Origin of the sequence: Paenibacillus sp. FSL K6-1566 (assembly GCF_038050475.1) — a bacterium.
GTDB classification, from domain to species: domain Bacteria; phylum Bacillota; class Bacilli; order Paenibacillales; family Paenibacillaceae; genus Paenibacillus_AQ; species Paenibacillus_AQ lactis.
This window is the reverse complement of record NZ_JBBOSR010000001.1, coordinates 1,889,559-1,903,338: the sequence shown is the minus strand read 5'-3', so window position 1 is coordinate 1,903,338 and position 13,780 is coordinate 1,889,559. Positions and strand designations below refer to the sequence as shown.

Annotated in this window: 10 protein-coding genes; 3 read left to right on the top strand and 7 right to left on the bottom strand. The window is 52.9% G+C overall.

The genetic code is table 11. From position 1 onward, the window contains the following. Positions 1–21: 21 nt before the first annotated feature. Positions 22–780 (bottom strand): NAD-dependent protein deacylase, encoded by a 759-nt coding sequence (locus tag NST08_RS08120; protein WP_210095596.1) that lies wholly within the window; start codon positions 778–780, stop codon positions 22–24. A 158-nt stretch (positions 781–938) separates the two neighbouring features. Further along, on the bottom strand, positions 939–1,712 hold the full coding sequence (locus tag NST08_RS08115; RefSeq protein ID WP_007129269.1) for an HAD family hydrolase: 774 nt from the start codon (positions 1,710–1,712) through the stop codon (positions 939–941). Positions 1,713–1,919: 207 nt separating this feature from the next. Here NST08_RS08115 and NST08_RS08110 point away from each other — a divergent pair, with 207 nt between their 5' ends. Further along, positions 1,920–2,165 carry a KGG domain-containing protein gene (locus NST08_RS08110; protein WP_007129268.1) on the top strand — a complete coding sequence of 82 codons (246 nt, stop codon included), beginning with the start codon at positions 1,920–1,922 and terminating at the stop codon, positions 2,163–2,165. Between the two features lie 268 nt (positions 2,166–2,433). Next, positions 2,434–4,122 (top strand): dihydroxy-acid dehydratase, encoded by a 1,689-nt coding sequence (ilvD, locus tag NST08_RS08105; protein WP_007129267.1) that lies wholly within the window; start codon positions 2,434–2,436, stop codon positions 4,120–4,122. 129 nt (positions 4,123–4,251) lie between these two features. On the opposite strand, the gene NST08_RS08100 is transcribed toward ilvD, so the two are convergent. Next, positions 4,252–5,640 carry a polysaccharide deacetylase family protein gene (locus tag NST08_RS08100; protein WP_028405009.1) on the bottom strand — a complete coding sequence of 463 codons (1,389 nt, stop codon included), beginning with the start codon at positions 5,638–5,640 and terminating at the stop codon, positions 4,252–4,254. Between the two features lie 142 nt (positions 5,641–5,782). On the opposite strand from NST08_RS08100, the gene NST08_RS08095 reads away from it, so the two are divergent. After that, on the top strand, positions 5,783–7,018 hold the full coding sequence (locus NST08_RS08095) for an AI-2E family transporter (protein ID WP_210095595.1): 1,236 nt from the start codon (positions 5,783–5,785) through the stop codon (positions 7,016–7,018). On the opposite strand, the gene NST08_RS08090 is transcribed toward NST08_RS08095, so the two are convergent. The 4 genes from NST08_RS08090 to NST08_RS08075 form a co-directional block, all read right to left on the bottom strand. Beyond that, entirely contained in the window at positions 6,946–8,757 is a 1,812-nt protein-coding gene (locus tag NST08_RS08090) for a peptidoglycan D,D-transpeptidase FtsI family protein (RefSeq protein ID WP_210095594.1), read from the bottom strand. The genes NST08_RS08095 and NST08_RS08090 overlap by 73 nt on opposite strands. Positions 8,758–9,075: 318 nt before the next feature. Next, positions 9,076–11,262, bottom strand: coding sequence for a methyl-accepting chemotaxis protein (locus NST08_RS08085; protein WP_007129263.1), 2,187 nt, complete (start codon positions 11,260–11,262; stop codon positions 9,076–9,078). Positions 11,263–11,488: 226 nt separating this feature from the next. Beyond that, positions 11,489–12,832 (bottom strand): peptidase U32 family protein, encoded by a 1,344-nt coding sequence (locus NST08_RS08080; protein WP_007129262.1) that lies wholly within the window; start codon positions 12,830–12,832, stop codon positions 11,489–11,491. A gap of 12 nt (positions 12,833–12,844) precedes the next feature. Next, on the bottom strand, positions 12,845–13,777 hold the full coding sequence (locus NST08_RS08075) for a peptidase U32 family protein (protein ID WP_007129261.1): 933 nt from the start codon (positions 13,775–13,777) through the stop codon (positions 12,845–12,847). Between the last annotated feature and the right edge of the window lie 3 nt (positions 13,778–13,780).

Here is a 13,780-nt window from a genome sequence, read left to right as displayed (position 1 = left end):
CGCCCGTTGACAAGAAAACGATTACAGCTTGGTATGGATCAGCTTGTCAACCTCCGTCATGACCTCGCCGATGCGATCCGCGATCAGGAGTCCCGCCCGATGATCATACGGCGTAGGATCCGCATTCAGAAGGGCTACTTTGCTTCCCTGAAAGTAGGAAACCAGGCCGGCTGCAGGATGTACGGTCAATGAAGTGCCACCGATGATCAACAGATCCGCCGTCGAGATTTCCTGAATCGAGCGCATGAGGATCTTCTGGTCAAGCTCTTCCTCATATAATACAACGTCCGGTCTGATCACCCCGCCGCAGTCCGGACAGCGCGGAACGGTCTCCTTGATGTCCAGAATGTCCTGAAGGCTGAAAAACCGGGAGCATTCCATGCAATAATTGCGATGCACCGAGCCATGGAGCTCCAGCACGTCGGTGCAGCCGGCGCTCTGATGGAGACCATCGATATTTTGCGTAATAACTGCTTTCAGCTTGCCCTCGCGCGCAAGTCTCGACAGCAGGCGATGACAGCCGTTCGGCTGAGCATGGGGATGCAGCATTTTGCTCCGGTAGAAATCATAAAACACCTCAGGGTGCTTCATGAAAAATGAGTGGCTGAGCATAACCTCCGGCGGATACGGAGACTGATGCTCGCTCTGATACAGACCGGCTGCCGAACGGAAATCAGGTATTCCGCTCTCGGTAGACGTGCCGGCCCCTCCGAAAAAAACAATATAATCGCTTGCCTCAATCCATGTTGCCAACTGCTCGATCTTTTTCCTGTTCTCCACTCTTCACACCTCCACACAGCCATAATCGCTGTCGTTTCAGGATTTTGCTAAATTCGATTAAAGCCGCTCCCGGTACAATTTAGAGACGAACCAAACCCATTCGCTCTATAAATTGCTGATTGAAAGCCGCTCTTTGGATTTTATCAAAATCCTCACGTCTATCTATACACCTCTAGTTCATTATAATCGGAGATGACAACATCGGCATCTATCAAATGAGCCGCATCTTCGATATTGTCGCACAAGCCTACCGCCAGGGCTGCCCCCGCCTGCTTGCCCATCTGCATATCCGCGTTGCTGTCTCCGACGACCACCGCCTCCTCCGGCTTGATGCCGAGCAGCCTGCACGCCATCTCCGCCATGTCCGGATGAGGTTTGCCGTTTCGGACCTGATCCCGGCCGATGATAGCCGTAAAGAATGAGCTAAGGCCGAGCCACTCGATATGCTCCATCGCGGCCGCGGTGTCGTCCGACGTAACGACGGCCAGCTTCACGGATGCCTGCGTGCATTTCGTCAAAAATTGCTCGAGACCCGTCATCGGAAAGGCCGGCTTGCGGCGGCGGATTTCATACATGGCATTCTTCGTCATTTGCTTGACTTGAGTAATCGCCTCGTTCCACGGCATGCCTGCGGCATATAGCTGCCAGGCGAGCATGCCCGTCGTTTCCTCCACGGTCCCCATGGCCAGCGGGCCGGTAACATCATAACCGCAGATCTGCCCTTTCGCATCATGCTTCGTCCCGAGCACCTGCTCCCGGGGGCTAGTAAAACCGGCCCCCATCATCGCAAGCTGCTTCTCCATGGAGTCCAGCACATATTCCGCCCATCCTCCCCATAATGTCAAGAAATGGAGCAGCGTACCGTCTTTGTCAAACAGAATTCCTTCACAAGGCACCGATTGTCCCTTTCCTGATATTTGCAGTTTCGGCAATGGATGACCCTCCCCGGTCGTCAAGTTCTACTATTATTAAACCATGAATCGGACGCGGATATAAGCTAAAATCCATCCGAATTTTCCAGTGTGCCGTTCAAACGAAAAACTTCCAATCTTTAGTCAAATATTGTGATTCATGACAATTGAGGCGTGGTAAGTAACAGATACAGCAAAGCAATGATGTCAAAATAAGGAGGATTGGTGATGGCTCAGAACAATAACCGCAAGATGACTAGAGAAGAAGCCGGCCGTTTAGGCGGCGAAGCTACGGCTAAAAATCACAGCCGGGAATTTTACCAGGAGATCGGTAAAAAAGGCGGGCGGGCGACGTCACGCAACCACAGCCGCGAGTTTTACCAGGAAATCGGGCAAAAGGGCGGCGAAGCTACTTCCCGGAATCATTCCCGAGAGTTTTATCAGGAAATCGGCCGCAAAGGCGGACGAAAATAATATAAGTACGAAACGACCTATTTGAACAACCTCTATAAATAAGCAATCCGGGAGGCCTGTTCCCCAATTTGGGGAGCAGGCTCTTTTTTGCCGCGCAGACCCTCGCTCCCCCCATCGCTTCCTATTAATATCATGTAGAAAAACCTACCTTTTTGTGATAGACTCATTTAAAACCTATTTTCGGTGTTAAGAGGTATCCGGCTGCTTTGCCGGAAGACCGCGCTAAAGCGCAACAATTCATAATAGATCTGGGGGGAAACAAGACATCATGACAACCAAAAAAATGCGTTCAGACATGATCAAAAAAGGCTTTGACCGCGCGCCGCACCGCAGCCTTCTGCGTGCCGCAGGCGTTAAAGAGGAAGACTTCGGCAAACCGTTTATCGCGGTGTGCAACTCTTATATCGACATCGTTCCAGGCCACGTGCATCTCCAGGAATTCGGCAAAATCGTTAAGGAAGCCATCCGCGAAGCCGGCGGTGTTCCATTCGAATTCAACACGATCGGCGTGGATGACGGCATTGCAATGGGCCATATCGGAATGCGCTATTCCCTGCCAAGCCGCGAAATTATTGCGGACTCCCTGGAAACGGTCGTATCCGCACACTGGTTTGACGGTATGGTCTGCATCCCGAACTGCGACAAGATTACGCCTGGAATGCTCATGGGCGCCCTGCGCGTCAATATCCCGACGGTATTCGTCAGCGGCGGTCCGATGAAGGCTGGCGTGGACAGCAAGGGACGCAGATTGTCGCTGACCTCCGTCTTTGAAGGCGTCGGCGCTCACCAGGTCGGCAAAATCGACGATAAAGAGCTGCTCGAGCTCGAACAGTACGGCTGTCCTACCTGCGGCTCCTGCTCCGGCATGTTCACCGCCAACTCGATGAACTGTCTGGCCGAGGCTCTCGGTCTGGCGCTCCCGGGGAACGGTACGATTCTGGCCATTGCCGAGGAACGCAAGGAGTTCGTAAGACAATCGGCGAAGCAGCTGATGGAGCTCGTGAAGATGGATTTGAAGCCGCGCGACATCGTAACGATCGAAGCGATCGACAATGCGTTTGCGCTCGATATGGCTATGGGCGGTTCGACCAATACCGTTCTGCATACACTCGCCCTTGCGCATGAAGCTGGGCTGGATTACCCGCTGGAGCGGATTAACGAGGTGGCTGACCGCGTGCCGCATATCTCCAAGCTGGCTCCGGCTTCGGACTATTTCATCGAGGACGTGCACACGGCCGGCGGCGTCAGCGCCGTGCTGAATGAGCTGCTGAAGAAGCCGGGCGCGCTTCACGGGGACTGCATTACGGTAACCGGCAAGACGCTTGCCGAGAACGTGGCCGGATGCGAAATTCAGGACACCGACGTCATCCATCCGATCGACCGTCCTTATTCCGAACGCGGCGGCCTGGCCGTGCTGTACGGCAACCTTGCTCCGGAAGGCTCGATCATTAAAGTAGGCGCAGTCGACCCGTCGGTTGGCGGCTACCACAAGGGTCCTGCCATCTGCTTTAACTCGCAGGAAGAGGCACTTGAAGGCATTGCGAACGGGAAGGTCAAGGAAGGCCACGTCGTCGTGATTCGCTACGAGGGTCCGAAGGGCGGACCGGGCATGCCGGAAATGCTTGCGCCTACCTCCCAAATCGCCGGTATGGGCCTTGGAGCGAAGGTCGGCCTGATTACGGACGGACGCTTCTCCGGCGCATCCCGCGGCATCAGCATCGGCCATATTTCACCGGAAGCGGCTGAGGGCGGCCCGATCGCATTCGTCGAGGACGGGGATATCATCGAGCTTGATCTGAACAACCGGACGATTCAGCTGCTCGGCGTAAGCGAAGAAGAAATGGCTGAGCGCCGCAGCAAATGGGTCGAGTTCCAGCCTAAAGTGAAAACAGGTTATCTGGCCCGCTACTCCAAGCTGGTTACGAACGCAAGCTCCGGCGGCGTCATGAAAATCTAATACAACAAAAGGGTTACTCCCTCAGATCATAGCGGTCTGTAGGAGTAACCCTTTATTTTTTCGAAAATAATTCTGAAATGAATCTGTCATTATTGCATAGGTTCGTACCCTGATATGAATCTGTTACCATTACATTCTCGATGCAGTGGCACCCGCTATCGTTAAGTCCACAACCTGCTCTTGCGCCAGCTCATGAGGCTCTTCGGTCGGCGGCTTAACCGAAGGCGTCCGCTTTTCCGCGTAGCGCTCAATCAGTACCTCCACAGGCATCATCAGCATTTTCGGCTCCATGACCTGGCTTCCTTCCTTCAGTCTTGCTTGGCCCTTCGGATGAATCACGCTTAGCAGAAGCTTTAGGTACAGACGTGTCGAGCTTGCAAACAGTCCGGACGGAAGATCGAGCACATGGAATCCGAACTGCTCGGGTCCGCGGGATATCATGCTGACCCCGTACAGACCGCGAACTTCCTTAAATTCGGGCCGTTCCAGCACCATATTCGCCAGAGTCGGCAAATCCTTCTGCACCGCACGGATCATCTGAATGGCCAGCTGCATCTCCGAACGGGAGCGGCTGCCGATCTGGTATAGCTTGCGATTGTCAAAATGAAGCTCCAGCACCTGATCTCCTTTATCCAACCGGGTGCCGTCCTCCATCACGACCGGCTTGCCTGTATAGGCACGCTTGCGGAAATGAAGCATCGGATCGTCAGGCGTGACGGTTTCCAGCGAGAACAGGGCGTGAAATCCCTTTTCCCACAAGAGCCAGACAGAGACGAGCATACGCTTCAGGAGGGACACCTTCTTCACCTTCGACTTGCTTTCCTTGGCCATCATTTCGTCCACGCGGATACTTCTCATTCCTTTCTGCTGTGCGACCTCCAGCACCCGCTCCAGCGCGATGAGCATCTGCTCCGGCGCATCCGGATTGGCACCCATGGTTGTGCCGCAATCGTGCAGCAGCATGACCTCCCCGCCGCGAAGCTTGGCCAGGATTCGCTCCGTCAATCGGTCGGCACCGATTTTGCTGCGCCAGTCACTGAACATGGAGGACCACAATATGATCCGACATCCCGTATTCTTGGCAAAATCGAACAGATTCACAATTCCCCAAGGCGGCCGATAATAGGTCGAACGTTCACCGGTTATCTCGTAAATGATATCATCCGTCCGCTTCACCTGCTTGCGGACCGTGACCGGTCTCATCAGCCAGTTGCTCTTATGGACATAATTGTGGATCCCGATCAGATGGCCTTCTCGGTGAATCCGTCTGACAACCTCCGGATGCTTCTCGGCATGGGAACCGACAACAAAGAAGGTTGCCTTCATATCATACCGCTTCAATAAATCAAGCAGTCTTGGCGTATATAACGGATCTGGACCGTCGTCAAAGGTCAAGGCAAATTCATTCGTGCCTGAGCCTCTGCGGAATACGCGGAAACCGAATATCCGGGTCAGGATGCCGGGAATAAATGCATAAAACGATGAAAGATAAAACAACCATAGCAGTAGTGTCTGCATGCTAACTCCCCGCTTTTTATTTCTATTTCTAAGTAACTCCCCTATATTATTTTAGCATAGCACATTGAGAAATAGGCTTTTTTTTCTTAAATCGTGTACAATGGTATCAATTATTATAGTTTAAAGGAGCCGATACTCTACTATGCTTCCCTTGTACAAAAAATATTGGAGAACCGCATTCGATATTGGTTTAATCGTACTCACCGTGTACCTGATTATGTTCATATTCAGTAAGCTTTACCAGATCGCCGCCCCTGTGTTCCTGTCCTTTCTGGTATTTCTGATTATTGAACCGTTCTCCAGATTTCTTCACCGAAGGGGCCTTCCAAAGCCCTTTGCCGCAGCGATATCGGTTCTGCTCTTCCTGCTGATTATCCTCGGGATCTTGTTCGGAGCGGGAGCAATCATTGTATCCCAATTCCTGCACCTTCAAGATAATCTGCCGGACTACACGAGGACCCTTCAGCGCCATTTCTCGGAAACGGTATTGTTCCTGCAGAATAAGCTGGAGGCGCTGCCGCCGGATCTTACGCTTCGTTTGAACGGATATTTTGAGGACATCACCAACATCGCGACCGAGGCGGCCCAATCGTTCCTACATTATATCGTCGGCTTCATGGGTTCGTTCTCCGCTTTTATCGCTAATTTCGGGGTCGCGATTATTCTCGCCTTCTTCTTGAGCACGGAAATCGGGAGCTGGCGCAAAATTGCCAAAGATAAAACCCCGAAAACCTTCAAAACCGCATTCCTGTTCCTGAAGAATAACGTCTTCAAAGCGATCGGTTCCTATTTGAAGGCACAATTGAAGCTGGTGAGCATCACGTTTGTGATCGTATATATCGGGTTGCTCATTCTGGGAACGGGGAATTCCTTGTCCATCGCATTGATTTGCGCCGTGTTTGACGTGTTGCCGCTGCTTGGCGTTCCCGTCATTCTTATTCCATGGATTATCTATTTGTTCATCGTCGGCAACACGGGGCTTGCGGTCGGCTTGATCGTTCTTCTTTCCGTGGTCGTCATCTCCCGCCAGCTGCTGGAGCCGAAGATCACGGGCAATTCCATCGGCGTGTCGTCGGCATTTCTCATGCTGTCCTTCATGATGATCTCCCTGTCGATATTCGGGGTCGCAGGACTGATCCTGGCGCCGATTCTGCTCATTCTTATTAAAGAGCTGATTGCGCAAGGTTATCTGCAGCAATGGATTCATCTGCCAAGCGAAGAATTCGATGTCTCCCCATGGGAATTTACTCCATCGCCGGACAAGCCCGAAACGGATCCCGCTTCCGATTCGGATCCCGATTCAGTTCACGATTCCGATGACGATCCAGATCCCGATTTGGATCCGGACTCCAACGAAGCGAGCAAGTCTGCAACCTGACCGAAGATGTCGGTTGCCTGATTGCGGCTGTTCGGACTCCGATTCTCGACCAGCACAGCGATCGCATAACGAGGTTGCTCCACAGGGCCGTACCCGATAAACCACTGGTTATTTCGGGGACGGCCCTTTATCGTTACCTGGGCGGTTCCCGATTTGCCTGCCAGTTTCCATTTCCGGTCTTTTAAGGAGGAGCCTGTCCCATCCTGAACAACATCCTCCATCCACTCCAGCAAAATGGATGAGGTTCTTCGGGAAATCCCTCCCTTGGCCGGCCGTTCTGCCAGCAGGTTTGCCTCCTTAAGCAGCTGTCCGTTGGCATAATGGATCTGCTTCAGAATGCGGGGCCTCGTCTTCACCCCGCCGTGAAGCAGCGTCACAACCGCATTCGCAGCCTGGAGCGGCGTAACCGCCGCATCCCGCTGTCCGATCCCCGTTTGTACCCGCACACCGGCATCACCCGCATCGGCCTTGTCTGAGAAGACGGTCCCTTTCTGTTCAAGATCCAGCGGCCGCAAGGTGGGGAGCCCCAGAAAATCTCTGGCCTCCCAGCCGACGGTTTGACCAAAGCCAAGGGCCGCTGCCGCCGACTGCATTTGGGACGCCGTCAACCGCTCTGAAAGTGCAGCAAAGACGACATTGCACGATTCCGCGAAGCCTTCGCGCAGTCCGATCGTCCCATGTCCCCCTTCCTTCCAGCAGGACAGCCCGAACTTCCCGTACTCCCCATCACAGTGAAACACCTCGTCCTCTGTGCTCAAGCCGTGCTCGAGAACCGCCGCAGCCGTGACCAGCTTGAAGATGGATCCGGGTGCCTTCGCCTTGATCCCGCGATTTTCCCAGGCCCCGTCTTCAGGCTGAATCGACTCCGGATTGTAAAAAGGCCTCGAAACCATCGCTACGATATCCGCGTTACGGGTGTCCAAAACAACGACGGCCCCCTCCTTCATGCCTGCGGTCTCGGTCAATTGCTCGATCCCTTGCTGGATCTTAGCGTCCACGGTGGTGACGACGCGCAGCGGATAATAGGGATTGCTGGGCGCCTTGACCATCGGTTTCAGATCCTGTATGACTTCATTGCCGCTATTAACGGGATAATACACAATCGTTGAACCATCGCCCCGGATCAGCGCATCCAAGGTTTTTTCCAATCCGCTGGTCCCCGTAATCTCCGGTTCATCTTGATAAAACAGGCTTTCTTTTCGCTGGCCCGACACGAATCCCAGCCACTGCATGCCCGACTGCCGGTTTCCATATCGCTGCTCGTAAGGAAGAATTTTGACCTTGGGCAGATGGAGCTCCTGAATTTGCAGGATCTGATCCTTGGACAAGGTAAGCGGAATGGCAGCATTTTTTCCATGCCACAGCTGGGGCTCCCTCTGTTTCCCCCACACTTGCTTCAAATGCTTCGCATCCGTTCGCAGGATCTTGGCAAGGCGATCGATCTGGGTTTTTGAATCGTTTAGCTCCTTCTCCGTTACAGGGAACAAGACGGCTGCCCATGTGAGTCCGCCTGTCAGGGCTTGTCCATGCCTGTCGGTAAAATGGCCTCGCCCGGAATCGAGCACGATCCCTCGCTCGCGCTGAATAAGCGATGCTTCCACCATCGTATGCCGGCTCCCCGGCACCCGCTGATGCTTCATCACCAACTGGACCCATGCCAGGCGAACCGTCACGATCATCAGGAGCACGGTCAATATGATCCATCCGTATTTTATTCTTCGGTTACGGACCAGCCTCATCAATTCTCTACCTCCACGCGAATCGTTGATGTCCATTATTTCCATTTGCATCGGGAAACAATCCCACCATGCTTACAGACTTAGGATTCGCGTGAGCCCTTAGTATTGACCAAAATGCCTAAATTAATGGCTTTCTTCTTAAAGCCCGTCCTATCGCTTCATAACCTTGGTTGCTGCCGGAAGAAGGGAATAGGTTGCTTTCGGCTCGGAGCGAATCAGAGCGAGATACGGATCGAAAACGCGAGATACCGAGCGGGATACGGAGCGAAAAAACAGGAGCCCCGGTCGCTTCGACCTGCGGGCCCCTGTTTTTTCGGATTACAGCCTAAAACGCGATAGCGTCTCTTTAAGCTCATTGGATACATTTTCAAGCTTGGTGGATAGATTCACCAGCTGATTGCTGACGCTCTGCTGCTCCGTAGAGAGGGAAGCAACCTCCTCCGATGTTGCAGAGGATTCCTCGGCCACGGCGCTCACATTCGTCATCGCTTCCGACAGCACGCTTTGGGATTGATTCAGCTCGTCAATGGAATACGTGACTGAATCCAGCCGTTCGATAAACTCGACCATTTGCTGCTGGACCGATACGAAGATATCGTTCGTTTCCTTGACGGCATCGATCTGGCCCTTGAACAGCGGATTGGCATCAAGCAGCACCTGGACCGTCTCGTTCATTTCAGCCATGATGCGGTCCGTGATCTGACTTACCATGTCGATCGATTGTCTGGACTGGTCCGCAAGCTGCCTGATTTCATCGGCTACGACCATGAATCCGCGTCCGGCGGCACCGGCTCTGGCAGCTTCAATCGTAGCATTCAACGACAGGATATTAGTCTGCTTCGTAATATTCTGCAATACATCCAACACTTTAGCTACCGAAGAAGTCGTCTCCTTGAGCCCATCCACCTTATGCATCATGGAGCGTGTCATATTCTCGGTCTGATGAGTCTTATCAAGCAAGTCGCTTAAATGCTTCGTGCCGAGCTCACTCGCGCTTTCAACATGACGGGCCGACTTGCCCATCTCCTCATTGGCATTCACGACGATTTCCATCTGCTTCGAAATATTGTTCGTCAGATCGCTGCCCCGTTCCGCTTCCACAGCCAAGCTGCTGGCTCCGTTCGCAATTTCTTCCGTGGCGATGGCGATCTCCTTCGCGGAAAGAGCCGTCTTCTTGGAAGCATCGCTAAGCTCCGCAGCGGTCTTCAATACATCCTGAGCCGTGTTGTTCGTCTGCTGTACGAGCGAAGTAATCTGCTCCATCATATCGTTGAAGCTCGCGGACAGCTGACCGATCTCATCCTGGCTCTTATGATCGGTGCGGACGTTCAAGTTGCCCTTCGCCCCTTCCTTCATCAGAAGGTTGAGCTTGCCCAGCGGACGGGCGATCATCCGCACCATCCATAATCCGATCAGGATCGCTACGATCACGTCAACAACAGCGACAATCAGCGTAATCATCAAGATGCTGTTGGCATCCTTCGTCAATTCGCCGGTCTGTACGGCGCCAATCAATCTCCAATCATTGATGCCCAGCGTATTGTAAACCGCAAGAACTTCTCTTCCGTTCGCATCCTGAGTTCTCAGACTGTCCGTCTTCGACTCCTCAGAAAGCTCCTTCGTAAAGGTCCACTCGGTCGGAGCGGCAACCTGATCAGGCTTCGCGGACGATACAACCGTCCCGTCCGGGCTTACGAGCTGAAGCTCCCCGTTGTCTCCGAGATCGATGCCCTCCAATTGCTGATCGAGGATGGACGAATTCAGCTCGAACATCACGACATATTTGGAGTTCAGGTTGTTCATGGAGCTTAATGCCCGTGCCACCGTAAAGTACGGCGCTCCGCTGTCCTCCGCCGACGGCAGCCATACGACCTTCTTGGTCCCCTCGATAAGCTCCTTGTACCATGCCTGCTCAAAGACGGTCTGCGATGCCTTCGAGGATTGTCCTGCCGAGAAAATCCGCTCCCCTTGGGCTGGAATCAAATACATCGCCCGGATTGAAGAATCCGAATTGATCTGATTGGAAAGCTTGTCCCGGATTTCCCGCTCCATCGTAAATCGATCATAATCGCTCAGATTCGTGCCCGATACTTCATCAAGCAGCTTCTGCAGTTCAACATCGTAGAATATCGACCGGCCTGCGCTCTCATACTTCTCCAGGATGATGTCGATCTTCTCCGAGGTCTGAATGATGGTCTGCTGGTTGGCATTCGCCGCATTCTTCTCAATCGTGCTTCTCGCCTTGTCATAGGACAACCAGCCTAATACGATAACGAAGAAGACGATGGCCGCAAAAAAGATCAAAAACAGCCGGATCCCGACGGATTTCGATGGATTGACCGGCATCCGCGCTACGGCTGCCCCCATGGAAGAAAACATGGACTTGGCATTATGTATTCCTTGTGAAACCGAAGGGCTCTTCTTGGTCTTATCCCCGTTCTTCTGCTTCCCTCCGGGTTTCTTATCTTTCTTCGGCTTCTGTTCATGCTGTTCTACTCCTGACATTTTGCTGTTCACCTACCACAATCATAGTATTAAATCTTGGATACGTTATCAAAAGGATCCGCGTAACGTATTCGTTACTTTATATTTCGTCAATTGGGGGTGTTTTCCTTTGGCTTTTCGCAAAAAAATAATCTGTTTTTCCTAATTATTTTTAATAAAAAAGAATCCAAGGTCCGTCTAACGACCTTGGATTCTTTTTTGTGTAGTTCCATAGAACCATAAAATTCTAATTTTTGCGTTTTCGCATCATGTCAAAGAAGCGCACCGGCTGATCCACTTTCATCCGCACCAGCTGCAGCGGATGGCGGGCTGCATCCAGTTCTTGACCGTGCTGGTCTTCGATCCGGCCAACAGCCTGTTTAAAGAACGTTCCGTCCGGACCGAAAAACTCGATTTCGTCGCCCGGCTTGAAATGATTCCGCTGCTGGATCACGGCAATTCCGGTCTCCTCGTCATACTCCATGACCAATCCGGCGAAATCGTAAGGGACGGCCTTTTCTTCCGGCTCGTAGATATGATCCTCATGATCCGGCGTGTCGTAGAAAAATCCGGTATTGAGCGGGCGGTTGGCCGCCTTATTAATCTCCTCGATCCATTCCGGCTTCAATACATAATTCTCCGGATCGGCCATGTAGGAGTCGATTGCCTGCCGATAGACGTTCACGACCGTGGCTACATAGTGAATGGACTTCATCCGGCCCTCGATCTTAAAGCTGTCGATCCCCACTTCAATGAGATCCGGAATATGCTCCAGCATGCACAGATCCTTCGATCCCATCGTAAACGGATTGTCCTGCGGCTGAAACAGCGGAATCTGGGTCACTCCCGGCTTGAACGGGGCAGGCGCAGGAGCGGCCTGCTGCATGAGCTGGTCTTCTTCGGATACCCAGCCTGCCGCATCCTCTCTTCCGTCTTCGAACAGATCGTATTTCCAGCGGCAGGACTGGCAGCAGCCTCCGCGATTCGAATCCCGATCGGTGAAATGGTTCGAGAGCACGCAGCGGCCGGAGAACGAGGAACACATCGCGCCATGGATAAAGGCCTCGATTTCGATATCGACATGCTCCTTGATCGTCGCGATCTCTTCAAGGCTCGTCTCCCGGCCCAGAACGACGCGGGGGAGCCCTTCATCCTTCCAGAATTTCACTGCCTGCCAGTTGAGCGTTGATTGCTGGGTGCTCAGATGAACCTCCAGCTTCGGTGCAGCTCGCTTAGCCACCTCTATGATCGCAGGATCGGCGGCGATAATGGCGGCAATACCCGCATCCTGCAAGCTCCGCAAGTATTCCTCGATTCCTTCAATATCTTCATTATGGGCATAGATGTTCGTTGCAACGAACACTTTTGCACCATACTTGGCCGCAAACTCTACGCCTTCCTTCATTTCCTCAAAGCTGAAATTATCCGCATTGGAACGAAGGCCGTATTTCTGTCCGCCAATATATACAGCGTCTGCACCGTAGTGCACCGCAAATTTCAGTTTCTCCAAATTTCCGGCCGGGGCGAGCAGCTCCGGCTTGTCCAGGCGATAGCGTTTGCCTTTGTATTTTGGCTGTGCCATAGCTTCCATGCTGTCCACTCCTTAATAAACTTGTTCCTTATAGAAGAATCCAAACGACAATTCCCGCTCCGGATCCTGCACCTCACGAATCGCATCAAGCCATTCCTCCTGAAACGCATAGCTTGACGGATCGGCTGCGTACGTATCGATTGCCTTGCGATACGTACGGAGGACAATCTCATTGTAGTGTCGGGGTTTCAGCAAAGTCTCTACCTTGAAGCTGTCCACCCCTGCTGCCATCAGCAGATGCAGGTCCTCAAGAATACATATATCTTCGGAACTCATAATATGCGTGCCGTTCATATCCTCATAGATCGGATACTTCTCGTCCTGCCGCTCCGCTTCAATGAGGAACAGCCCCCGCTCTTTGCCGAGGTTCCCTTCCTCCACCGGTCTTCCCTGATGAGCCATGTAGCTCTTGACCAGACGGCGTTTGGAGTGGTAAATATTCGTCATGCCATGAATCTGCACCTGGGCCTCAAGCTCGAGGCGGGGCTTCATTTCGGTTACCTCATCCATATTCAGTTCACGCGCAAGGATGACGCGTGAAGCGCCTTTGTTTCCCCAATAGTTGGCTGTGGAGTAATTGGTCGCCGTCATTTCGGCGTTCCAATGAAGCTTGACCTTCGGAGCATGCTCCTTGACTGCGGTCAACACCGATGGGTCGTTAAATTCAACAGCATCGATCCCGATCTCTCCCAGCGACCGGATATAATCCGGCAGATCATTCAACAGCTCATTGGTCATTAGATTGTTCACGCACACATAAATGCTGCTGCCGCGGCTGTGCGTCAGCTCGGCAGCCTCACGGATTTCCTCTAAGGTCATGCTCCCCGGCAGCCTCATGCCGAAGCGATCCTCGCCTACGACGACAGCGTTCGCCCCTGCATCCAGGTAAGCTCGCACTTCAGCCGTCGAACCGGCTGCAGCCAGTAATTCGGGTTTGTTACTCATTTT